A 23343-nucleotide genomic window follows, 5' to 3' on the forward strand; every position below is an offset into this window, starting at 1 on the left:
AGTAGAGGTGACTGAAATGGAACAAGATTTTAAGCTTTTAAAAGGATTAACAGGTGAAGTGATAACGATAAAAAATCCTAATTATGATGAAGCACGACAAGAATGGAATCGAGCTAATCAGAAATTCCCGCTGGTAATTGTATATTGTGAAATAAAGCAGGATGTTGTTAACGCCGTTCTTTGGGCACGTAGACATTGCATCGGAATTCGCATTAGGTCGGGTGGACATCATTATGAGGGATATTCCTCTGGTGATTTTGTATTGGTAATTGATATAAGTCGCTTAAATGCAATGAGTTTGGAGAAGAAGGAAGATGTATTAACAATCGAAGCAGGAGCAAAAAATTCAGACGTATATGATTTTATAGGTTCAAATGGATATGTTTTTCCAGGGGGAACTTGCCCGACCGTTGGAGTTTCTGGCTTTACACTGGGTGGAGGTTGGGGATTCTCCAGTCGACTTTATGGTCTAGGGTGTGACAGTTTGATTGAACTTGAATTGGTAGATTTTGAGGGAAGAATCATAAAGGCAAATAAAAATTGCAACTCTGATCTTTTCTGGGCTTGTCGTGGTGCTGGTGGAGGTAATTTTGGGGTGGTTGTAAGCATGACTTTTCAGTTACCAAAACCAATAAAAGGCCCTGTCACATTAATTAGATTCTTTTATGTAAATACTACAAAGGCTAAGCAACTAGAAGTTATGGATATTTGGCAAAACTGGTTACCTGAACTGGATAAACGAATGACTTTGGTTGCAAGCTTTTATAACACGGAGGAAGAAGGGTTAGGTATTTTTGCAACAGGATTTTTTTACGGTTCTTCAAGATTGGCAAAAAAAATTTTACAACCTTTTGCAAAAATAGAGGGATTTCGAATGAACTTAGAAGAATTATCCTTTCTAGAAGCAGTGAGAAGGGTAGAGGCAACTTATCCACCGTTTGAAAAATTTAAATCAACGGGTAGGTTTGTTCAAAGGAGCTATACATCCGATGAGCTCGAAAATATTGGAAGACTTGTGGAAAGCCCTCCCAATGGTTCAGTTTATGCAGCTATATCCTTTTATGCACTAGGGGGAGCAATCAATAACATAGATAAAAATGAAACGGCCTTTTACTATAGAGATGCCAAATATATCATGGGCATTCAGTCTGTATGGATAGACGATAGGTATGCTAAAGGAAATCAGGAATGGGTTCGTGAACGCTTTGACATTATTAAAAAGATGACAAAAGGTTCCTATGTGAACTTTCCCATTAGTCATCTTAAAAATTTTGAGAAAGAGTATTTCGGAGGCAATGCACAGAGGTTGAATCGAGTAAAAAGTAAGTATGATCCCTTGAATGTATTTAGGTTTCCACAGGGGTTAAAGTGAAATAGAAAATTAGGATAGATTTTAAAATGATAATAGTAAAGTGAACACCAAATTAACACTACACCACAGTTTAGTAGTTACTACTAACTGTGGTGTAGTTTTGCTGGGGCCAGTTTAGCCATCCCTCAGCTCTCACTCAGTTCCATTCAATAGCGAATAATGGTTCGATGTGAAACCCCGTATTTCTTTGCAATCTCCTGAGTGGTTCATTATGGATCATAAATATTTTATACATACAATGATTGAAGGAATAAATAGAACTCAATCACCTTCATTATCCTAAATAACAGTAGGTGAAGTTGAATTATTTTTTAGTTACTATATGAATACCTGCACTTGCAGTACCAATTAAATTAACTGGGAAGTTTACCATTATTGATGAGATATAAAATACCATTAATAAACAATCTCCAACTGATATAGATAAGGGTGAAATATTACTTGATGCGAAAGCAATTTGTCCGAAGGTTACTACTGGTAATGTTATAGGGGGAGTTAAATCAACAAAGGCACTTGTACCAGTGAACATATTACTTCCAACGGGTGCATGAAAAATTTGAGCTCGGATTGTAACAGATCCTTCTACTAAAGGTAATGATCCTAATGGAGAAAATGACGCTGAGATAGCTGTAATGTTACCATCACTAGGAACTGTGAAGGCTTCACTCGTGTTTCCATTTAAGTTAATGACATTATTTATAATCGAAACGGTATTTGCAGTACCGAACCCTATACTACTTGCAAGTCCAACTAGAGCTTGAATATGTGATGTTGAATTTCCAGTTGAGAATGCAATTATAGTGTTATCAGTAGGAGAAGAAGGGTTTATACAGTTGGTTTCTGTAGCCATAAATGGTCCGGAGTTATCGCATGCTCTAAATGTTGACAATCTACTATTATACCGACAATTATCCATACAAGAACTTATCCCCTTTCTATTTATAATATGTAGTAAAGAGTATTAGACATGAACAATCACCTTATGTATGGATATTTTAATGTAGTAAAAACACTTTCAAATGGTTCACAAATGAACTACATATACTATAGATAAGAAAGACCACATTGCGCGACAAGTGATCCTTCTTGTTTATACGTCCAATTAATTTATAGGAAACCCAGTTTTAGTCATCGCATGTATATTTAAATTCCGGATTAGTCTGAATAAAATAGCCACTTCTAACTTGCCCTGCCCAATTCTGCAGTGCTTCTTTCCATGCTACACTTTCAAAAAATTCATCTACTGTCGTTGTTTCAGAAAACCAAATTAATGGAGTGAAGGGTGCAAGGGGTCCCGCATCACCCCAAATCCCCCCAGCTTTAATAGTACTTTGTTTCACAAGAAGCAAAGGGAGCCCGTGTTGAAAAGACATGGAAGGTTCTATTTGCATGAAAGGTGAATAGGGCTCTAATTGATCCGTACGACGTGTTGGTTTTAAAAGGGCAGCTATAGTTCCGTAACTAGAGTTTACAATTCTACGGACATTTTCTAAAGTGGTGTTAGGATACTGGTCTGTATTTGGTAGTGTTCTAGGGAAAAGAAGCACCTCTTTTATTTCATTAAACATGCGAATAATGAATCGCTGCTCTTGTGATAATGGTGGTTGCGATGGTCCCAGAGTAAATAGGTTTTGGTGGCTAAAAAAAATGGGTATACGGAAAAAAGCACTCGCTGCCTCATTGAAATCATCTACAGCTTTATAAAATTGATCTATTTCATTATTAGTAGCATTTTTTCTAGTTTTATTCTCACTCAATTTTTTATCAACTCCTCTCCATAACTTATTCATAAGTTGGAAGTGAGGGGTGTGTTTACATACAAAGTTCACTATTCATTTTTGTATTCATGAATAATTTTAAATAGATATTTAATTCTAGAGTTATATTTTTTCATGAAAAAATATAATGAAGCTAATTATTCGTCTGTTCAACATTTTTGTTTCAGAAAAATCTTTATCTGCACATTTTATATTAATTTACATAAATTGTAGAAAGGAGTGTTGTTCTTATGATGAATCATGATCGAATGATTAAGGCTGTTAATATACCTAATCCATTATATCAATCATTACAGGGGAGATATTTTGTAGGACAAACTGAAGCGATTTGTTTCGGACAAGGAAAAAATGCTTGGGGTAGTTTAAGTAACCCCCATCATTCAAATGTAGATCTATTTGTCAATGCGTTTACCATAACGAATCACTCAAATCAACCTTTTGTAGCTGAAATCTGGTTTAACGCAATTCCACCTGGAAATCCAATGGTTTCGAAAAATGTGACACCTTCAAACACAGCCATTTCTCCACTTCCAAAGCCGGAGGTGAACATCAAATTTGCTGAACTTGTTAATGGACTACCTAAGAATGGAATCAATGCGTTTAAGCGAATAGTACCCCCGCAAAGTACTTTAGTTAGTGATGAAGATGGAAAATATATTTTCCCATCGGGTGAATCATTTGTCATTTTTTTAGTTGCACCAGACAATGAATATATTGAGGCAGAAGTTGCATTTGGATGGTTTGAAAAAACGGTTAGGAAAAAGAAAATTATTAACTAAAATTCGAATATTAATATTTACTTAGTTCATATTTTAATAAAAGAGTTCTGACGGTGGATGCTTAACCTTCTTACTTATAGAAGATTTTCCATTAGAAATAACTCCGAAAAAATGGAATAGCCTTGTGTATTCGCACCAAAAAAACAGGTATCTATAGGTTTCGTTTCAGGATGAATATGTACTTTGGTCAGACAGTAATGGAATAATGGTTAAACAAAACAATAATTTTTAATATCTATAAAAATTTTTATTGCAATTTCCAATCAGTGTACATAATATAAGTGTATAGTTATATAAAAATTTATTCACCTGAATTGGTTAGGTGATTTTATTTAAAATAATATATAAGTAAATAGTTATATAAGGAGTGCAGATACATGGAAAATACACTAATTGAAAAACAATTAAAAGCAGCAGCAGATTTGAATCGCATTAAATTACTTGCATGCATGAAAAATGGGGAGGTATGTGTATGTGATTTTGTGGAGGTGTTAGGAATATCACAACCAGCCGTTAGTCAGCATCTACGAAAATTAAAGGAGGCAGGCATTATTACGGAACGAAAAGTAGGGACTTGGAAACATTACCGTTTAGTAGAGGATCAAACGCCATTGATGAAGGGGATTTTAGAACAAATTCAACCTTTAAACGGGTGCAACTGTGGCACAGATTGTTGCCATATAGGAGGGACTGATCATGCGTAATGAATCTTTAACCAAACAGCTTTCTTTTCTAGATCGTTACCTTACCCTTTGGATATTCGTTGCAATGGGTATCGGTGTCGTATTAAGTATCACCATGCCCAATATCGGCGAAGCATTAGAGGCCATGTCTATTGGTACAACGTCCATACCGATTGCAATAGGGTTAATTGTTATGATGTATCCACCATTAGCGAAAGTAAAATATGAAGAAATGTGGCGCGTGTTTAAGGATTGGAAGGTGCTTTTGCTATCCCTTTTTCAAAACTGGTTACTCGGACCGTTCTTAATGTTCTTTTTAGCCATCATCTTCCTGCATGATTATCCTGAATATATGGCTGGACTCATTATGATTGGCTTAGCTCGCTGTATAGCAATGGTCATTGTATGGAACGATTTAGCCCGTGGAGACCGGGAATACGTCGCTGGACTCGTTGCTTTTAACTCCATCTTTCAAATCGTGACATATTCTATTTTTGCTTATTTTTTCTTAAATGTATTGCCTGGTTGGTTTGGTTTAGAGAATTTCCATGTATCCATTTCTATGTGGGAGATTACTAAGAGTGTACTTATTTACTTAGGTATCCCGTTTGCTGCAGGGTTCCTCACACGATGGATAGGGATTAAAACAAAAGGGAAACAGTGGTATGAAGAAAAGTTCTTGCCAAAGATTTCACCACTTACTTTAATTGCACTGTTATTTACGATTATGATGATGTTTGCTTTAAAGGGTGAGCAATTAGTAGAACTGCCACTTGATGTAGTGCGAATTGCTATTCCATTATTTATTTACTTTGTGGTGATGTTTGCTGTGTCATTCTTCTCTTCTCGTAAAGCAGGTGCTTCTTATCCTGTCACAGCAGCTCTTTCTTTTACAGCTGCAAGTAACAACTTCGAGCTAGCGATCGCCGTGGCAGTTGGCGTGTTTGGCCTTCACAGTGGCGTGGCATTTGCTGCTGTTATTGGTCCACTTGTAGAAGTACCTGTTCTCATCGGACTTGTATGGGTTGCCTTACGTTGGCAGAAAAAATACTTTAAAACCGTTGAATTGTAAGGAGCAATTTTTATGACAAATACACTTTATTTCTTATGTACGGGGAACTCATGCCGAAGTCAAATGGCTGAAGGATGGGCAAAAAAATTACTCCCTACTAATTGGACTGTAGAAAGTGCTGGGATCGAAGCACATGGCGCAAATCCGAAGGCCATTAAAGCGATGGCAGAGGTAGGGGTTGATATTTCGGATCACACATCAGATTTAATTGATTTTGAGACATTAAACAATGCCACATTAGTTGTTACGTTATGCGGTGATGCCGCTGATAAATGCCCAATGACTCCACCGCACGTACGTCGTGAGCATTGGGGATTTGAAGATCCAGCGAAAGCGACAGGAACAGATGAAGAGAAATGGACTGTATTCCAAAATGTACGTGATGCAATCGGCAAACGCATTGAGCAATTTGTAGCTGATGAGCTGTAATTGAATGGAGGATTAAAAATGACAGTGAATCATGCTAGCGTATGAACTCTAGACTATTTTATCGCTTATTTAATAGTTATTATGAATAGTAGAGAGCACACATTGAGTCAGGCCAAAGAGTTCGCTTTTGATTTTTTTTGAAGAAGCCTTGGATTGTTACGGCGCTTCGACATGGTTGCAATTTAAAAGTGCTGTAAAAGAAATTGATAAACGATATGTGAAATGTGTTAATTACACATGCAAAGTTTAAACGTCTAGCTAACTGCTAGACGTAAAAAATATATTATATATAAGAGAATGCTTATATAAAGAAAAAGAGGAGAAGGTAATAATGAAAACACTAAATATAATCAACCAAAATGGCTCTTGTTGTACTACTACAAAGGATATTGAAGTACAGAAGAGTGTTAATAAATCCAACAAGAATTTACCGATTGTCATAATTGGCGCAGGTCCTATTGGATTAGCTGCAGCTGCTCATTTAGTGGAACAAAAGCAAGCATTTATTTTACTTGAGGCTGGGCGTGAAATAGCACACAATATTCGTACCTGGGGGCATGTTACACTATTTTCACCATGGCGATATAATATTAATAAAGCGGCTAAAGCTTTATTAGATGACTCCGGATGGGTATCACCTAATTTAGATACGTTACCGACAGGACATGAATTAATTGATCTTTATTTAAAGCCTTTTTCTGAGCTAGTACAAATGAAGCCGAACATTCAGTTGAACGCAAAAGTAGTAGGGATTTCACGACAGTTGAATGATAAGATGAAGACAAAAAATCGAGTTGAACAGCCCTTTACTATTTATATTGAACAAGAGAATGACATCCGTATGATTGAGGCGAGAGCAGTTATTGATGCAACGGGTACATGGGGAAATCCCAACCCAGCAAATTCTACAGGTGTATGGCTACAAAGTGAAAAGGCATTAGCCAATCACATTGAATATGGTATCCCAGACATTGCTACGAATACTAAGAGATATGCCAATAAGAAGATTGCAGTTATTGGAGGTGGTCATTCAGCTATTAATACATTATTGGCGCTTGCGGAATTACAAACAGAGAATCCTGCAACCAAGCTAGTGTGGATTATGCGTAAAAAGTCTGTAGAAGAAGCCTATGGTGGCGAAGAAAAAGATGCATTAGCAGCCCGTGGCACACTTGGTATTCGCATTCATGAATTAGTGGATACAGGTAAGATTGAAGTAATAACACCTTTCTATATCTCACAGGTGAAGAAAGTTGAGAACATCCATATTGTTGGTGCAATGAACGGAGAACAAAAAGTATTAACAGGATTTGAAGAGCTTATTGTCAATGCAGGAAGTAGACCAGACCTTTCAATTAACAGTGAATTACGGCTTTCCATTGATTCAGCAACTGAAAGTGCGCATTCCTTAGCACCATTAATTGATCCAAATGTGCATAGTTGTGGCACAGTAAGAGCACATGGAGAAGAAATTCTACGCCAACCAGAAAAGGACTTCTATATAGTCGGAGCTAAAAGCTATGGACGTGCACCAACTTTTTTAATGGCAACAGGCTACGAACAAGTTCGTTCCATAACAGCTTTTTTATCAGATGATGAAGAAGCTTCAAAACGTGTGGAATTGGAGTTACCTGAAACCGGTGTATGTGGAATAAATCTTGCCGGTCCATCAAATTCATGTTGTTAATGATTCTGACTGTTAGCGAAAGCTAGCAGTCCTTTTAAAATAATAAGGAGGGAATTAGGATGGACACACTCATTATTCGTAAAATGGAAAAGAAGGATTGAAAGAGGAATTACAGATTGATAAAGAAGGAATCGAAACAGGGTTGGCAACCTTTAAAATAATTGTGCCAAGTGAACAGGTAAGGGATGAAAGGCAACATGCAACATTGCGTTTTGTTGCAGAAGAAGACAATAGGGTAGAGGGTTGGATTGGCATTTCCCCTGTCTCTACACGGTCGTCTACGATGCAACATGAAAAGATAAATCGAGGAATGACGTTTATAGAATTAGAATTTCCCTAACATTGTAATGCCGCATTAACTACATCAAGTTGTATGTGTAAAAAATCGCTTGAAAAGTGCAAAATATCTCCTGAAGCAACCTGTCCTAAATTAGAACGGGTTAGCTTTATAGATGATTATAAAAGTAATTAGCTATTCGCTACAGTGTTATATAACCCTTATCAAACTATATGGAGAAAATAATTAAAATGGGTCTTATGCTTAAAGAAGTACTTGTGTAGAAACTTTCTTAAATATAGAGCTGGGTATAGAAATAAAATTACATACAACTACGAGCTTTTAAATGGCTGAAAATTTGGTATTATTTGGTTTGGTGGGCTGTTTTTTTGAAATGAGGAGATGTTATTTTTTTAATGGGTATGGGCGTGATTATTTCAATAGCTGCCGTGATGGCTTGTGGCAAAAATAAATAATGTTTTAAGAAATAGTACTAAATTCACTACATATTCATTTTAGATAAATTTCCAAAACCAAATTTTGAATTCAATGAAATATTCTTTAAACAGCTATTTATGCAATACATAAACAGGTCTACTATAAGTACTTTTCAAGAGTATGCTGAGTGTGTACTCAGCATAGAAACCTGTATATTAGACACTTTAAAACTACATTTTTTTATCGTTCATATACTTTAAATAACAGGCATTACAGCTAAAAGGAGTGGGATGATGTTTTTCTTAACACGTGAACGTCAGGAAGTATTCAACGCAGCACAAACATATCCATTTGAAGAGGAGTTCGATGGCGAATTTGAAGATCATTTATACGAGTATTTAACTGCGTATATAGATGTCTTACCACAAAAGTTTCAATCCGGAATGATTGAACGAACTCTATTTGGAAATGATACTTTAATGAAAGAGTTTCAAGAGTGGTGCAATGTGACAATTGAGCAGTTCATAACTAAGAGTAATGCTATTTATGAAGAGCGTGAAGCAATTGTGGAAAGCTTTCATTCGTCTGCAAAAACTGTTTTTTCACAATCATTGCACGATGGAGAAATTTTGAATGCTGAGCAACAAGGAAATAATTTTATGCTTTTATTAGATATGAGTAACGGGTTTACAGTCGAGTCAATGGTCCAATTAGTTTTTCATGATGCCCATATAGAGGGTGATCTTGAAGGCTATTACGTGTATGACGAACTAATAAAGTTTGAAGGTAGATATGCCTTACGAGTTTTATCTAGCTTTGGTAGCCCTTATGCTGAATGTACGATTTTCTTCAAAGATGTGACAGCAAAATACTTGTATCGTCCTGCAGTTTATATTGAACCAGGAGGAGTCGCTACGTGGGATGATTATGTTATTGCACTAAACCTAGATGATAAACATTATATTGTAAAAGATACGCATTTTGTAGAGATTAATATGGCTAATATTTCGCAATCGGATAATGGGATTTTTGCTGGAGGAGTATTACTAGGTGATACTTTTGAGGAGGCAAGAGAGCGGATTTATTGTGCTACTTATGAAGATCCATATGCTCATTTTAGTGAGCCTATACCGGCTGATGAGCTGTTATCTGCTATGTTTGATTTAGACCAAAATATACGTGTGCGTGCCTTCAACACAATCTTTGCATTAGGAAAGGATGCCGCACATATCGCTAATGATGTGCTTCGTAAAGTCGATATAAACACAGATGAAAATATGTATTTTAATATTATTGCCAACCATTTCAATCAACTCGGTTGTTTAGAGGAGGATGTAAAACTGAAATGGCAAAGTGAATAAGAAGAGTGCTGTTCAAAACGTTCAGTGATTGAACAGCCTTTTTTAGTATTATGGATAGTTGACACAACCAATCCCTCCTCCATGCCAAAAAAGAAATTAAAACATGGTAAAATATAGAATGGTATATAGTTAGTAAATGACGTGATGAATTGTATTCAAAAATCTAATGTGAGGAGGAAAATACATATGGCGAGGAAGAGAAAAACGTTACCGAAAAATTTTAGTGAACTAATTGAAGCAGGTGATATTGCGGCATTACAAGCGGTATTTACCAAATGCGAGCTAGATGCATATGGCGGTTATAGTAAAACAACAGCCTTAAGCTTTTTCGATGTACCGGATGAATTGGTTCGCTGGCTGGCGGAACAGGGAGCAAATATAAATGCGAGAGACAATTACAAAAGAACAGCTTTACATAATCAGGCAATAAATTGGCGGGGGAATATTGAATTGCTTCTTGAGTTAGATGCGGATATAGAAGCCTTGGATTATCAAAATGAAACACCTTTATTTGCTGCGGCTGCTTTTTTTAAACCAAATGCGGTGCGCACATTGGTTTCTAAAGGAGCAAATATAAGAGCGGTAAATATGTTGAATGAGACGCCTTTGGACAAAGCTTTAGCAGTATGCAGAAATATAAATATTGTTGATCTAGTGGAAATTTCTGAGATTTTTTTGAGCGCAGGTATAGCTGTAACGCCGGAAATGAAAAATTCTATTAAGCGAATTGGAAAAGACTTTGAATTTCATAGAGAAGGTTTTAATAAAGAATATTTGAAAGAAACGGATGAGGCACTTTCCCGTCTTTATGAGCTATTTGATGTTTCACCTGTAGAGAAGCGAAAAACGCATGATGGTAAGTCTAAAATAACAGTATGTACAAAGGGCTGGCAGGCACAACATAATGAACTTTGGGATTTACTAATTCCTTCGCAAGGACATGCCCAAACTGTACAAGGAGAGGTTATTCGTATTACTGGTAAAGTCTCATACGAAATTTTACATAATGGCGGCATCAACTGGGATAATGATTTTCGTAAAATGCTCAAAAGTTTGAACCATTACATTAGCTTAGGTACACCATTACATCCCGCTGCACTTCAGGAATCTATCACTTTAGCGAAAGAACTTTACAAAGGTGATGGAGATAAGGAGCCTGCGAGACTATGCGAGTTAGCAGTGCAATGGGTACTTAGCAATCCAAATCCAATTATTTTAGAACAGCCCGAATATAAGCGCTAACATATTTAACGAATCCAATAACCATTTTTATAAACAATACTATCCACTTTTTCTAAGCACTTAACGGCAATGAAGGGCTTTGGAAAATTACCCCTTAGTTGCATAAACGGACCTTTTTTATATTGTAGAAATAATAATGTAAAGCTTATAATTTAATTAGGTGATTAAAATGACGATACGACATAAAAAGATAATCAATTTCTATAATAGGCGTATACGGTTCAATAAATATCGTAAAAATACACCCAGCGTAATCTTTATTGCCGGGTTAGGCGATAGCCATGAAACATGGAAAAAGGTCCAAGATCGAATATCGGAAGAAACGTCAACCTTGTCCTATGACAGGGCGGGTATTGGCAGGAGTCAAGACGTAGCTGTTACGCGAACTTGCTGTGATCTTGTTGAGGAGCTCTCCGAATTGGTACAAGCGCTTGATGTGGAGAAGCCTTATATATTAGTAGGCCATTCCTTTGGTGGATTGGTCGCCAGATTGTATACCAGTCTTTATCCGCTGGACATCTGTGGTATGGTTTTGGTTGACGCTGCACCGGAATATAAAGAACTTGCCTATGAAAAGGTTCTACCAGAAAATCTACTTGCAGGAAATAGGGAATATTTCGAGAACCCTATGTTAAATAGTGAGAAAATTGATAAAATACAGAGTTATAAGCAAATCGTTGATTATTCAAACCAAAGTGATATCCCTCTCTCAATTATTACAAGAGGTTTACCCGATACTAATGAAAATGAAGGTGGATGGCCCTCACAAGAAATATTAGGAATTGAACAAAGTCTACAAGCAGAATTCCAATGGCTGTCAACGTCTAGTAAGTTCCGGATTGCTAGTCGTAGTGGACATTATATACATCATGATGAGCCTGATATTGTAATAGAAGAGATTATATTCATGTTAAAGGAGATGGGAAAATGAGCGACATAAGGTTTAAACTTATGGAGGATTTACAAAGAATTGAGGAGAATGCGTATCAGTTAGGCGAAGGTGAGCAGCATCAAGATTTCTTACCTTTGTTACTTCAATATATCGGTGATCCTCAGCCAGAATTGCGGGATAACTTGATTTATCCGATGTTTTATATGTGGATTAAGGAAGAGAATAGGTTCAGTGAAGAGGAGTTGCGTAGTCTCTTAACTGTTCTGACGGATGAGAACCATTTGTTCTATAAAATTGGCAGTGAGGAGGATCAGTCAGTTTTTACAAGGACGTTTTCTGCCTTGCCTATCGCTTTGATTATACAACGCCACAGACAGAATCCATTTTTAACTCAAGAAGAAATTGAGCAATTAATGCGAGACATGCTCCGTTATTACAAGGAGGAGAAGGATCTGCGGGGTTACCTTTCAGTAGGAGGCTGGGCTCACAGCGCGTCTCACGGTGCAGATGTTTTTGTTGAGCTGGTGCAGTGCGAGGAGAGCAGCGTTGCAATGCTACGTGAGGTGCTTGTCGCTATATCTAGCATGCTCCATAATGGAATACATATTTTTAGTGATGAGGATGATGAGCGGTTGGTCAATATCGTGGATACAATGATTGACAAAGAATTACTTCCACATCAAGAAATTGCTGATTGGATTAGCTGCTTAGCGCAATGCTGCAATTTGCCGAGAAGTCGCAGTCAGGTGATTGCTCGCGTGAACAGCAAGAATTTTTTACGCAGTCTCTATTTCAGAAGGGGACAAGATAGCCGAGGAAATGAGCTTAATACTGCCATACTTGGCACTGAGGCAAAATTAAACAGGTTTTCTATCAGTTAAAGGATTAAGTGGTTGTCCTAATCCATGGATTTTGCTGAGAAGCGCTGTTTTTTGTTACATGGATGGCTAATGGAGTAGAATAATTGAATTAGGCTAAATTGCCACATTCAATTTTAGTATCGAGGAATTACGCTTTGTAGAATTAGAATTTTTCGAACATTGTAATGCCGTATTTTCTAAAATACAACAAGTGGTATGTGTAAAAAATCGCTTGAAAAGTGCAAAATATCTCCTGAAGCAACCCGTCCTAGATTAGAACGGGTTAGCTTTACAGGGATTATAAAATATTACTTCATCTGGTGGTTGTGTCTTTCTCCAGCCATAAAACTGCATATCGTCTTTTGATCATATAAATCATTTCTATTCCCACCTTTCCTGTTTTTTGAAATTACAACATTAATATTGACGAATACGAATATAATTTTCTACTTTTCTTCTGTTCTCTTCAAAGATTTTTTTCGCATTTTCATGTTGAAGTGCTTTTTCAATAGAAATCTCACGTTTTGTAATAGTTATCGTAAGAGCAAAAATGTTTAACATCATTTATTATCACCTCCTTAAATTACCATGAGGAATGAAAAAAACCGCAGAGAGACTCCTCTACGGTGAAAAAAGACACAAAAATACCGCAGGGGCACACTTCTCCCTGCGGTATGGGTATACTTAATTACAAAAAACTTAAGCGATCCATTCCGATCTGGTCGAATGTGTGATTTTCATTTTTACTGAAGTTGTAACTACCAATGACATTAATTTAGCGATAACGAACATTTCATTCGACCTCCTTAAGAATTTTTTACTTTGTAAGTATATCATTTTTTAAGTTGTTTGTAAACAACTTTTACTAAGACTTCCTGATTGTGTAAAAGTCTAGAAAAATTCTTTGCTGCTTTACATTGTTAGTTATCTGATTTTTTGGGGTAGCGAATAGAAGAAATAGTAGTCTTAAAGCCAACAAACATCATTAAGGCATTATCACTAAGGGTAAGGGTCAAGTTGTTGACAATTAAAAACAAAGTAAATAGATAAATTTTTATATAAAAACAATTTCTACTATTCTGAAATATATGGTATAGTAGGGGTATAACTGAATATAGTGTAAGAAATGGTGCCAGATGAAAGTTTGGCTTAAAAGGGAAGTCGGTGCAAATCCGACGCTGTCCCGCAACTGTAATTCGGAGCAAATCACAAATGCCACTGGGAAACTGGGAAGGCTGTGAGACGTGTTGATGAGAAGCCAGGAGACCTGCCAATTTCTAGTACACACCAAATACCTACGTGGAAATAGGTGGTGAATAGTGACCAATAGGCACTGTGCAAAAACAGATGATGTATACGGAAGTTCTTTTTTTTCGTATTGTTTTTGTATTAATAATTTTACTATGCAGCCATTTTCCAAAAAGGAGAATGGCTTTTTATCATGCTAATATTGCAAAGTGAATCCCACTGGTTTTCATATAGGGCAACGAAACTAGCATGTGGATAACCAAATTTGTAGAGCAAGCTAGAAGTAATTTTTTTGATGAAAGGGAGATGAAAGATGACTTATACTAGTACACTCATTGGCTACCCATATATCGGAGATGATCGCGAATGGAAGAAGGCATTAGAAGCATTTTGGCGTCAAGAACTAACGGAAGAGGATTTTCAGGCTACACTAAAAAGTATTCGTTTATCAAGAATTGAAAAGCAGCTACAACTCGGCATAGATGTGGTGACAGTAGGAGATTTCACATTGTACGATAGAATGTTGGATACTGCCTTAATGTTCGGCTTAGTACCGAAGCGCTTTAACTGGCAAGGTGGAAGGGTAGATTTACATACCTACTACAGTGTAGCGAGAGGAAATCATTCAGCAGTAGCTAGTGAAATGACCAAATGGTTTAATACCAACTATCACTACATTGTTCCTGAGTATGAAGGACAACCGTTGCAGCTAACAGAAAATAAGGTATTAGCCGACTTTTTAGAGGCAAAGGAAGCGTTCGGTATTATGGCGAAGCCGACACTTATTGGCCCCTATACATTTTATAAGCTCACTAAGGGCTACAATAAATTAACGCAGGTCGAATACTTATTAGCCTTAATACCTCTCTATGCCCAGATTATTCAAGAATTAGTAGATGCAGGTGCCGAATGGATTCAAATAGAGGAGCCTTCTTTAGTGACGACACTTGACTCAGCAGAACTGAAGCTAGTTCAAGAAATCTATGCTCAATTGATGATGACAGTTCCAGCAGCAAAACTAATGCTACAAACATACTTTGAAGCATTATGCTCCTATGAAACATTAATTACACTGCCTGTACAAGGATTTGGCTTAGATTTTGTACATGGCTATAAAGGGAATATGGAGTCACTTCGACAATATGGTTTCCCTCCAGATAAAGTTTTAGCCATTGGGGTGGTCAATGGTCGTGATATATGGCGTTCAAACCTAGCGGAAGCGAATGCCATGATTCAAGCAATTGAAAAACTAAGTGATGCTAAGGAATTGTGGATTCAACCTTCAAGTAACCTGCAACATGTACCAATATCTACTTCATTTGAAAAGAAGTTGGACCCTGTTCTCAAACAAGCACTGGCGTTTGCCGATGAAAAAATCGAAGAGATTACTGAGCTAACTAAATATAGAAAGGGTCAAAACGGAACTCGACGTCATAATTTCTCAGAAAGTATGAAAGCCATTGAAGCACTAAAAAATCATCCGATTCGTCAAAATAAGATGATCCAGCAAGCCGTTCAATCCGTCTCCACAAAGGATTTTGAGCGACATAGTGATTTTAGTCAACGTCAAAAATTACAGCAGCAGGCGTTAGCCTTACCACTATTCCCTACAACAACAATCGGTAGCTTTCCTCAATCTGATGAGGTGAAGAGAAATCGGAATGCTTGGCGAAAGAAACAAATATCGAATACAGACTATGAAGCATTTATTGAACTGGAAACAAAGCGCTGGATTCACTTGCAGGAGGATATGGATATAGATGTACTGGTTCATGGAGAATTTGAACGGACAGACATGGTCGAGTATTTCGGTGAAAAACTGACGGGCTTTGCCTTTACTGAAAAAGCATGGGTGGTTTCGTATGGTTCTCGCTGTGTGAAGCCTCCGATTATTTATGGAGATGTTGAATGGACTTCATCCATTACCGTGAAAGAGTCAGCGTATGCCCAAAGCTTAACGAAGCGCTTTGTCAAAGGGATGCTGACAGGGCCAGTGACCATTTTAAATTGGTCCTTTGTACGTGATGATATTTCTCGGAAAGATGTGGCCTATCAAATTGCTTTAGCACTTTGTAAGGAAGTGAAAGCACTAGAAACGGCAGGTATCTCCATTATTCAAGTGGATGAGCCAGCACTAAGAGAAGGGCTACCTCTTCGTAAAGAAAATTGGGGGGCTTACCTAGACTGGGCAATCAATGCCTTCAAACTTGCTACCTCGAGTGTAAAAGATACAACACAAATTCATACACATATGTGTTACTGCGAATTTAACGATTTCATAGAACCCATTAGTGCGCTAGATGCTGATGTGATTTCTATTGAAACATCACGAAGCCATGGAGAGCTTATTTCTTCACTTCAAGTGCATCCTTATACAAAAGGGATTGGATTAGGTGTATACGATATTCATAGTCCACGTGTGCCGAGTGAGGGAGAAATGTTAGCCATCATGAGAGATAGTTTACAAGTTTTAGACAAACATCAATTTTGGATTAATCCGGACTGTGGCTTAAAAACAAGGAAAGAGCCAGAAACAATAGCGGCTTTAGCTAATATGGTGGCTGCTACCAAACTATTGCGTCAGGAGGTGAAAGAATCTATATCGAGATAACGAGAGATAAAAGGAGTTAAGCAAAGATCAGGTTATCTGCCTGGTCTTTTTGTATCTGTTTATTATATTCAGAAAATAAAATTGACGTGAACATTTGAGCATGTTATGTTTATTACTAATTTCAAATATTGCATTACAAGTTTGAATGAAATTATTTTTCGTTCGATTAAAAGGAAAATGGGTGTAAATCCCATGCTGTCCCGCAGCTGTAAATGAGGAGTTTTGTTTCGATGACCACTGAGTTTTTTCTTGGGAAGGTGAAGCAAAATGATGATTCATAAGCCAGAATGCCTGCTTGTAAGAAGATTCATTGATGATCTACGAAAGATAGGGAGATGGATGGTAGCTTACGTATTGTAGGTTTATCTGTCCTTATTCTTGTAGAATAAGGTTTTTTTATGCCTTCTTTCTATTCAATTTGTAGATATGAACAGGGAATAGAGATAGGAGATAAAAAATGAGATGGACGAAGTATTTACTGCCTTACATGCTTGTTTTGACCTTCAGTTTTCTTGCAGGTTGTACAAGCACGGAAAAAGACAAAGGAAACTCAGCATCAACTGAACAGACAGATGAAAAAATGATTACGATTGGTTGGCCATTAGATGTAGGCCCATTAAACCCCCATACATATTTACCAAATCAGATGACTGCTCAAGCAATGGTTTATGAATCTTTAGTGGCGTATAACGATGATGGGACAATTACGCCAAAGCTAGCAGAAAGCTGGGTCATCTCAGAGGATAAAACTGCTTATACGTTCCATTTACGCAAGGATGTTAACTATTCGGATGGGACTGCCTTTAATGCTGATAATGTGATTCGCAATTTTGATGCGGTATTAGCGAATCGTGACATGCATTCTTGGATGGGCATGGTCAACCATATAAAAGAGGTCGTCAAAGTAGATGAATCAACAATACGTTTGCAATTAGACGAACCGTATTACCCTGTGTTAAACGAATTAGCCTTTGTCAGACCATTCCGTTTTTTAGGGGATAATGGCTTCCCAGACGGCGATAAGACAAATGATTCCATTCAATCAGCTATTGGCACAGGGCCATGGGTTTTAACCGACTATAAAAAAGACGAATATGCTTTATTTAGCCGTAATGAACATTATTGGGGAGAAAAGCCTCTCGTAGATAAAATAAAGGTTAAAATCATCCCAAATTCGGAATCCATTTCGTTAGCCTTTGAAAATGAAGAATTAGATGTCATTTATGGGCGAGGGGTTATTAGTTTAGATAACTATACGTATTTAAGAGATAGTGGCAAATATAAAACAGCTACATCTGAGCCATTGTCTACGAAAGCATTACTGTTCAATACACAATCTGGACCGTTAGCTGAGCTAAAGGTTCGACAAGCGATGCAATATGCTATCAATAAGGAACAAATGGTAGAAAGCATTACACATGGTACAGAAAAAGTGGCTAACACGCTATTTTGGGAAGCAATTCCATATGCCAATATTGATTTAGCCCCCATTATATATAATCCTGAAAAAGCACAGAAATTGCTAGATGAAGCTGGATGGACGCTACAGAAGGGTGAAAAAATTCGTTCAAAAAATGGTCAACCCCTTACATTAGATTTAATCTATATTGCTACTGATGCCATTCAAAAACCTATGGCAGAGTTAATGCAGGGCGAGCTAGCGAAAATAGGCGTACAGTTAAATATTGAAGGCGCCGATGTGATGGTCGGTCTGCAAAAATTAATGGATGATCAGGTTGATATTAACTTCTGGCGAACTAATGGACCGCCGACTGATCCACATAGCTTTGCAAATGAATCAGCTACACCAAATGCTAGTGGTGTTTATGAAGCAAAATTAGGCTTACCAAATACTCAAGAAATCGATACTAACATACATCAATTATTAGTCGGGACCGATGAAGAAGAACGCGTGCAGCTATACACGGATATTTTAACAATGTTCCACAAACAAGCATTGTTCTATCCAATATCGTATGAAACGAATCAAGTTATTTATCAACCATATATGAAGGATTTTGCACCACGTGCTTCTGAGTATGACATTCCATATGCACAAATGGATAAAGAAAACTAAGTATGAAAGAGAGAGTGTGTCGAACCAGGACAACTCTCTTTTTATCATCGGATGAAATAGGAAGTGACGACATGTACGAATCGACTTGGATGTTTTGTGTAAAAAGAATTCTCACACTTCCATTTGTATTAGTAGGCGTATCTATTCTGACCTTTGTGTTTATTCGTTTCGTACCAGTAGAACCAGCAGAGGTCATTCTTCGACTTGCAAGAATAGCCCCAACACCAGAGGCTATACAAACTTTACGAGAAGAATTAGGGACAGATAAGCCTTTTATCATGCAATATCTGCTATGGGTAAAAGGCGTTTTACAGCTAGACTTTGGGACATCTTTTGTTAGTAAATTACCCGTTGGTGATGAGCTATTTGCTAAGCTACCCGCTACCATCGAATTAGCTTTAGTAGCATTTATCCTTATTTTAACCTTTAGTATTCCATTAGGGGTTGTGAGCGCATTATATAAGCATTCCTTTATCGATAAAATCATTCGATTATTTACAGTCCTAAGTGTTTCCATTCCAACATTTTGGTTAGGGTTTATCCTACTTTATCTATTCAGTTTAAAACTTGGGATTTTTCCGACGAATGGAAAAGGTTCAGGAGCACATTTAGTTTTACCAGCTTTCACATTAGCTTTACCTACAATCGGATTGTTCTCACAGTTTATCCGCTCTGCCATCATTGAAGAATACGAGCAGCCCTATGTAAAATATGCACAGCTTAGAGGCTTAAAAAAATCGGTCATTCTCATCCGACACGTGGGGAGGAATGCTGCCATACCGATATCAACTTTGTTAGGGATGACACTCGGAAATTTGCTAGGTGGGGCTGTCATTGTAGAGCAAGTATTTAGTTGGCCTGGACTCGGTAGATATTTAATAGAATCCATAACGAATCGTGATTACCCCGTTGTACAATGCTATGTGTTGGTGATCGCTGTCATCTATGTGCTCGCCAATCTAGGCACAGATGTATTGCATCGTTTATTGGATCCTCATCTGATGATGAAGAATAGGAGAGAGTAAAGTGAACTTAGAACGTATACATATGAGAAGATTTATGAGTCTCACTATACTAATCATCATTGGTTTACTAGGACTGTTTGCCCCAATCATGATGCCTCATGACCCTTTAGCAGTCGATATTTCTAAGAAATTTTTAGCACCTTCATGGGACTATCCATTAGGAACAGACCAATTAGGAAGATGTGTCTTCTCACGATTGCTTTTAGGGATTCGGTATTCTTTAGGTGCGGCGCTCGTCATACAAATAGTTGCTATTGTAGTAGCGATCCTGTTGGGCGCATGGGTCTCTTTAAAAAGAGGTATAATAGATGCGCTATTTATTCGGATATGCGATATTTTATTAGCTTTTCCAACACTTGTACTAGCATTTGGGCTTTTAGGTGTATTAGGGCCAAGCTTAAAAAATGTGTTAATCGCACTTATTTTGACACAGCTTATTTATTATTCAAGACTAATTCGAAGTTTATTTATCGGCATGAATGAAAAGGATTTTATTCTAGCGGCAAGAATAAGCGGTACTACAGGTGTGAAATTAATTATTCGTCACTATCTCCCTCATGTTTGGCCTCCTATTGTAACGATTGTTGCATTAGATATGGGAAAGGTTATTTTAGAGATTGCAGGCTTTTCCTTTATAGGGCTTGGCGTGCAGGCTCCCACTCCTGAGTGGGGAATGATGGTAAATGAAGGGAAGCAATATATCCGCCAACATCCCGAATTAATGCTATATCCTGGGCTTACTATCGTTCTAGTTGTCCTAGTATGTAATGTTTTGGCAAGTAGTTTAAAGACGCCTGACCAGTAAAGGGGAAGTTATGAAAAAAGTTTTAGAAGTGAAAGACTTATCGGTCAAAATTGGAGAACAAAATATTTTAAACGCCATTCATCTGACAGCCTATCAAGGCCGCGTTTTGGGGATTATTGGCGAAAGCGGTAGTGGGAAAACCATGCTTTGCCAAGCTATCATGCAAGCCTTACCGTCTAGAGCGCAGATTATCAAAGGGCACATATTCTACCATCAACAAGATTTATTGAAGATAAATGCTGCTCAAATGAGAGCTTATCGTGGAAGACATCTATCTATTATTATGCAAAATCCTTCGACTGCCTTTGACCGTGTGCAAACCATTGAAAGTCATTTTCGTGAATCATTAAAGGCTCATTTTGTTATAACTAAAAATGAAATTAGACAAATTGCTATGGAAAGCATGTCAAAAGTTAATTTACCTAATCCCGAGAAACTTTTACACTATTATCCATTCCAATTAAGTGGGGGAATGCTACAGCGTGTAATGATTGCTTTGTCACTGGCAATTCAAGCCTCGGTATACATAGCTGATGAGCCAACGACAGCTCTTGATACAGTCAACCAAAAACAGGTATTGACATTATTTGATCGGATTCGCCTGGAAACACAGGCAGCCATACTTCTTGTGACGCATGATTTAGGCGTTATTGCTGAACTAGCTGATGATGTAGCCGTGATGTATAAAGGGGAACTAATTGAACAAGCAAATGTCTATGATTTTTTTGATGCACCACAGCATCCTTATACAAAGAAACTATTACAATCCCGAATGATGTTTTAGAGGTGAAAAAATTGAAGCTACTAGAAGTGAGAAATATTGAGAAGAACTATGCACATAGACCGTTCATATTCAAGCGAAGACAGGATGCTCCTGTATTACAGAAAGTATCATTTTCACTTCAGGAGGGGGAATGCTTAGGGATTGTTGGACAAAGTGGCTCAGGAAAAAGCACATTGGGCCGAATTATATTAGGAATGGAAAGGCCAACAGCCGGTGAGGTTCTATTTCAAGGGGTTAATCTTTATGATGCCACTAGCCAACAGAAAAAAATGATACGGAGAGATTTACAAGCAGTCTTTCAAAATAGCTATCATTCATTAAATCCAAAGCACACTATTTTTCAAATTTTAGAGGAACCGTACCTAAATTTCGAGCATTATAGCTCAGCTGAGAGACACTATAAGGTAAAGGAATTACTTAATCATGTAGAGTTAGAAAAATCTATTGCCGAAAAGCATCCTTCCCAGCTTAGCGGTGGGCAACAACAGCGGGTAAACATTGCAAGAGCGCTTGCCTTACATCCAAAATTAATTGTTTTAGATGAAGCCATTAGTAGTTTAGATATGATTTTGCGAAAACAAATCATTCAATTACTACAGACACTACAAAAGGATTTGCAACTTGCATACATTTTCATTTCTCATGACTTACAGGCTACACGCTTTATTTCAGATCGCATCCTCGTCATGCAAAATGGTCAGCTAGTAGAGGAAATCATGAAAGGTGAACCATTTAAGCATTCCGCATCACTTGAGCTATACAACGCGATTTTGCCCAGTCACCCTCGCGAAAGAATTCACAAGAATACTAGTTTGGAATGATCTGAAATGTCTTTGCGAAGAAAGTCCTTATTAAAATTCTTACATTGTTATTTGGAAAGCTTCGTAAAGGAGCTTTCGAACCCCCATATTTTGCCCTCTAGGTTGTTTAAGAGAGCGACCGTCCTCTGTTCCATATTATTCGGAAGTTCTTCCTTACTGAAATAAGTGAGGCTTAAGCTCTCACCATCCTTCATTTCCAATACACCCCTTACATGTTTAGCTCTATAAAGGTGAATGACTGTATAGATTTCATCGCCATTCGGATAACAGTAGTAATAATCAGGTCCTGAAAAAACACCGATAAACTCAAACTCTTTAGCCACGAGACCAGTTTCCTCATAAAGTTCACGAGCAGCAACCTGCTCTAATGTTTCGTTTATTTCCATTGAACCGCCAGGTAATCCCCAATCCAACGTATCTGAACGATGTTGAAAGAGTATTTTCTTATCATCATTAACAACAAGAACTGTCGAACCAACGCTTATAATTGGTCTATTACCGATAAGCTTTCTTAATTCAGTTATATAGCCCATCCCGTCACTCCTCGTTTCATCGTAATGCAAAACAAATCGCTTTTTTAAAGCAGGCTTCATAAATATAGCTCCATTGGGATTGATTAACAATCTTTTTTTGAGCGAAATAATGCTTAAATATGCAGAATAGTTCGTCAAAAATGAAAAATAGCTTTTTATAATCAGTCTTTTCTGAATTTTACCTATATTGATTGTTTGGAAACCTCTATGTTAAGGTAAAAAGACAAATTGAATATGCTAAATTTTGGTGGTTCAAATGGGTTTGATTCCATTTGATTAAAAGGGAAGTTGGTGTGAGTCCAACACTGTCCCGCAACTGTATGTAGGAGTTCCATAACGAGACCACTGTTTTGTTCTTCAAGACGGGAAGGTGTTATAGGAATGTTGATGATAAGTCAGGAGACCTGCCACTAAATAAGCATCAATTGACCTACGAGGATAGGGAGGTGTTAGCTACTGTATGATGATTGTGAATGGATGTAAGTTCACTGTTTTTTGTTCTGTCATACTTTTGTAGATTAACAACTTCTAAAGGATAGAAGTTGTTTTTTTGTTGTTCTTTCGAGTTT

Annotated in this window: 21 protein-coding genes and 3 riboswitches; of the genes, 17 read left to right on the plus strand and 4 right to left on the minus strand. The window is 37.4% G+C overall.

Features of this window, described 5'->3' with window-relative positions; genetic code table 11:
- Nucleotides 1–16 precede the first annotated feature (16 nt).
- On the plus strand, nt 17–1372 hold the full coding sequence (locus ACP3VS_RS10675) for an FAD-binding oxidoreductase (RefSeq protein ID WP_426388666.1): 1356 nt from the start codon (nt 17–19) through the stop codon (nt 1370–1372).
- 304 nt (nt 1373–1676) lie between these two features.
- Here the strand turns inward: ACP3VS_RS10675 and ACP3VS_RS10680 are convergent, their stop codons facing one another.
- Entirely contained in the window at nt 1677–2288 is a 612-nt protein-coding gene (locus ACP3VS_RS10680) for a hypothetical protein (RefSeq protein WP_012294606.1), read from the minus strand.
- Between the two features lie 208 nt (nt 2289–2496).
- The gene (locus ACP3VS_RS10685; protein WP_004229970.1) at nt 2497–3129 is read right to left on the minus strand and encodes a hypothetical protein; all 633 of its coding nucleotides are present in this window, start codon (nt 3127–3129) and stop codon (nt 2497–2499) included.
- Nucleotides 3130–3380: 251 nt separating this feature from the next.
- On the opposite strand from ACP3VS_RS10685, the gene ACP3VS_RS10690 reads away from it, so the two are divergent.
- The 10 genes from ACP3VS_RS10690 to ACP3VS_RS10735 all read left to right on the plus strand — a co-directional run bounded on the left by ACP3VS_RS10690 (nt 3381) and on the right by ACP3VS_RS10735 (nt 12891).
- Nucleotides 3381–3929, plus strand: coding sequence for a DUF6143 family protein (locus tag ACP3VS_RS10690; RefSeq protein ID WP_012294604.1), 549 nt, complete (start codon nt 3381–3383; stop codon nt 3927–3929).
- 377 nt (nt 3930–4306) lie between these two features.
- Nucleotides 4307–4633 carry an ArsR/SmtB family transcription factor gene (locus ACP3VS_RS10695; protein ID WP_012294603.1) on the plus strand — a complete coding sequence of 109 codons (327 nt, stop codon included), beginning with the start codon at nt 4307–4309 and terminating at the stop codon, nt 4631–4633.
- A complete protein-coding gene (arsB, locus tag ACP3VS_RS10700; protein WP_036161760.1) occupies nt 4626–5684 on the plus strand; it encodes an ACR3 family arsenite efflux transporter in 1059 nt (352 codons plus the stop codon). The genes ACP3VS_RS10695 and arsB overlap by 8 nt, the downstream gene beginning before the upstream one ends.
- Before the next feature lie 12 nt (nt 5685–5696).
- Nucleotides 5697–6113, plus strand: a complete 417-nt coding sequence (gene arsC, locus ACP3VS_RS10705) for an arsenate reductase (thioredoxin) (protein ID WP_426388669.1) — start codon at nt 5697–5699, stop codon at nt 6111–6113.
- A gap of 331 nt (nt 6114–6444) precedes the next feature.
- Entirely contained in the window at nt 6445–7800 is a 1356-nt protein-coding gene (locus tag ACP3VS_RS10710) for an NAD(P)-binding domain-containing protein (RefSeq protein WP_426388670.1), read from the plus strand.
- A gap of 97 nt (nt 7801–7897) precedes the next feature.
- A complete protein-coding gene (locus ACP3VS_RS10715) occupies nt 7898–8140 on the plus strand; it encodes a hypothetical protein (RefSeq protein ID WP_012294599.1) in 243 nt (80 codons plus the stop codon).
- Between the two features lie 668 nt (nt 8141–8808).
- Nucleotides 8809–9876: a DUF4085 family protein gene (locus tag ACP3VS_RS10720; protein WP_426388672.1), complete on the plus strand. Its 1068-nt coding sequence runs from the start codon at nt 8809–8811 to the stop codon at nt 9874–9876.
- A 186-nt stretch (nt 9877–10062) separates the two neighbouring features.
- The gene (locus tag ACP3VS_RS10725; protein ID WP_332291879.1) at nt 10063–11118 is read left to right on the plus strand and encodes an ankyrin repeat domain-containing protein; all 1056 of its coding nucleotides are present in this window, start codon (nt 10063–10065) and stop codon (nt 11116–11118) included.
- A gap of 169 nt (nt 11119–11287) precedes the next feature.
- Nucleotides 11288–12049, plus strand: a complete 762-nt coding sequence (locus ACP3VS_RS10730) for an alpha/beta fold hydrolase (RefSeq protein WP_012294595.1) — start codon at nt 11288–11290, stop codon at nt 12047–12049.
- On the plus strand, nt 12046–12891 hold the full coding sequence (locus ACP3VS_RS10735) for a DUF2785 domain-containing protein (RefSeq protein WP_426388675.1): 846 nt from the start codon (nt 12046–12048) through the stop codon (nt 12889–12891). Before ACP3VS_RS10730 ends, ACP3VS_RS10735 begins: the two co-directional genes overlap by 4 nt.
- Before the next feature lie 396 nt (nt 12892–13287).
- Here ACP3VS_RS10735 and ACP3VS_RS10740 read toward each other — a convergent pair whose 3' ends face one another.
- Nucleotides 13288–13434 carry a YrzI family small protein gene (locus tag ACP3VS_RS10740; protein ID WP_080695201.1) on the minus strand — a complete coding sequence of 49 codons (147 nt, stop codon included), beginning with the start codon at nt 13432–13434 and terminating at the stop codon, nt 13288–13290.
- 546 nt (nt 13435–13980) lie between these two features.
- Nucleotides 13981–14159, plus strand: a riboswitch (cobalamin riboswitch).
- A 272-nt stretch (nt 14160–14431) separates the two neighbouring features.
- On the opposite strand from ACP3VS_RS10740, the gene metE reads away from it, so the two are divergent.
- The 6 genes from metE (at nt 14432) to ACP3VS_RS10770 (ending at nt 22241) form a co-directional block, all read left to right on the plus strand.
- Nucleotides 14432–16729, plus strand: coding sequence for a 5-methyltetrahydropteroyltriglutamate--homocysteine S-methyltransferase (gene metE / locus ACP3VS_RS10745; RefSeq protein WP_036163729.1), 2298 nt, complete (start codon nt 14432–14434; stop codon nt 16727–16729).
- Nucleotides 16730–16849: 120 nt separating this feature from the next.
- Nucleotides 16850–17042, plus strand: a riboswitch (cobalamin riboswitch).
- 144 nt (nt 17043–17186) lie between these two features.
- Complete coding sequence (gene nikA, locus ACP3VS_RS10750) at nt 17187–18806, plus strand: nickel ABC transporter substrate-binding protein (protein ID WP_036161748.1); 1620 nt, start codon at nt 17187–17189, stop codon at nt 18804–18806.
- Nucleotides 18807–18877: 71 nt separating this feature from the next.
- Complete coding sequence (nikB, locus tag ACP3VS_RS10755) at nt 18878–19831, plus strand: nickel ABC transporter permease (RefSeq protein WP_031416012.1); 954 nt, start codon at nt 18878–18880, stop codon at nt 19829–19831.
- 1 nt (nt 19832) lies between these two features.
- Complete coding sequence (locus ACP3VS_RS10760; protein ID WP_281486439.1) at nt 19833–20636, plus strand: ABC transporter permease subunit; 804 nt, start codon at nt 19833–19835, stop codon at nt 20634–20636.
- 10 nt (nt 20637–20646) lie between these two features.
- Complete coding sequence (locus ACP3VS_RS10765) at nt 20647–21420, plus strand: ABC transporter ATP-binding protein (RefSeq protein ID WP_012294587.1); 774 nt, start codon at nt 20647–20649, stop codon at nt 21418–21420.
- A gap of 2 nt (nt 21421–21422) precedes the next feature.
- Nucleotides 21423–22241 carry an ABC transporter ATP-binding protein gene (locus tag ACP3VS_RS10770; protein ID WP_051889516.1) on the plus strand — a complete coding sequence of 273 codons (819 nt, stop codon included), beginning with the start codon at nt 21423–21425 and terminating at the stop codon, nt 22239–22241.
- A 47-nt stretch (nt 22242–22288) separates the two neighbouring features.
- Here the strand turns inward: ACP3VS_RS10770 and ACP3VS_RS10775 are convergent, their stop codons facing one another.
- Entirely contained in the window at nt 22289–22774 is a 486-nt protein-coding gene (locus ACP3VS_RS10775; RefSeq protein ID WP_031416007.1) for an NUDIX hydrolase, read from the minus strand.
- 231 nt (nt 22775–23005) lie between these two features.
- A riboswitch (cobalamin riboswitch) is annotated at nt 23006–23200 on the plus strand.
- Nucleotides 23201–23343: the final 143 nt, after the last annotated feature.

It is taken from the genome of Lysinibacillus sp. VIII_CA, assembly GCF_049943995.1.
Classification (GTDB): domain Bacteria; phylum Bacillota; class Bacilli; order Bacillales_A; family Planococcaceae; genus Lysinibacillus; species Lysinibacillus pinottii.

Excerpts from the sequence above, each read along its gene's own strand:
- ACP3VS_RS10765 (WP_012294587.1), top strand. The coding sequence starts at position 20,647 with ATGAAAAAAGTTTTAGAAGTGAAAGACTTATCGGTCAAAATTGGAGAA.
- nikB (WP_031416012.1), top strand. The coding sequence starts at position 18,878 with ATGTACGAATCGACTTGGATGTTTTGTGTAAAAAGAATTCTCACACTT.
- ACP3VS_RS10735 (WP_426388675.1), top strand. The coding sequence starts at position 12,046 with ATGAGCGACATAAGGTTTAAACTTATGGAGGATTTACAAAGAATTGAG.
- ACP3VS_RS10720 (WP_426388672.1), top strand. The coding sequence starts at position 8,809 with ATGTTTTTCTTAACACGTGAACGTCAGGAAGTATTCAACGCAGCACAA.
- ACP3VS_RS10740 (WP_080695201.1), bottom strand. The coding sequence starts at position 13,434 with ATGATGTTAAACATTTTTGCTCTTACGATAACTATTACAAAACGTGAG.
- ACP3VS_RS10690 (WP_012294604.1), top strand. The coding sequence starts at position 3,381 with ATGATGAATCATGATCGAATGATTAAGGCTGTTAATATACCTAATCCA.
- ACP3VS_RS10775 (WP_031416007.1), bottom strand. The coding sequence starts at position 22,774 with ATGGGCTATATAACTGAATTAAGAAAGCTTATCGGTAATAGACCAATT.
- ACP3VS_RS10730 (WP_012294595.1), top strand. The coding sequence starts at position 11,288 with ATGACGATACGACATAAAAAGATAATCAATTTCTATAATAGGCGTATA.
- ACP3VS_RS10675 (WP_426388666.1), top strand. The coding sequence starts at position 17 with ATGGAACAAGATTTTAAGCTTTTAAAAGGATTAACAGGTGAAGTGATA.
- arsB (WP_036161760.1), top strand. The coding sequence starts at position 4,626 with ATGCGTAATGAATCTTTAACCAAACAGCTTTCTTTTCTAGATCGTTAC.
- ACP3VS_RS10680 (WP_012294606.1), bottom strand. The coding sequence starts at position 2,288 with ATGGATAATTGTCGGTATAATAGTAGATTGTCAACATTTAGAGCATGC.
- nikA (WP_036161748.1), top strand. The coding sequence starts at position 17,187 with ATGAGATGGACGAAGTATTTACTGCCTTACATGCTTGTTTTGACCTTC.
- ACP3VS_RS10695 (WP_012294603.1), top strand. The coding sequence starts at position 4,307 with ATGGAAAATACACTAATTGAAAAACAATTAAAAGCAGCAGCAGATTTG.
- metE (WP_036163729.1), top strand. The coding sequence starts at position 14,432 with ATGACTTATACTAGTACACTCATTGGCTACCCATATATCGGAGATGAT.
- ACP3VS_RS10710 (WP_426388670.1), top strand. The coding sequence starts at position 6,445 with ATGAAAACACTAAATATAATCAACCAAAATGGCTCTTGTTGTACTACT.
- ACP3VS_RS10725 (WP_332291879.1), top strand. The coding sequence starts at position 10,063 with ATGGCGAGGAAGAGAAAAACGTTACCGAAAAATTTTAGTGAACTAATT.
- arsC (WP_426388669.1), top strand. The coding sequence starts at position 5,697 with ATGACAAATACACTTTATTTCTTATGTACGGGGAACTCATGCCGAAGT.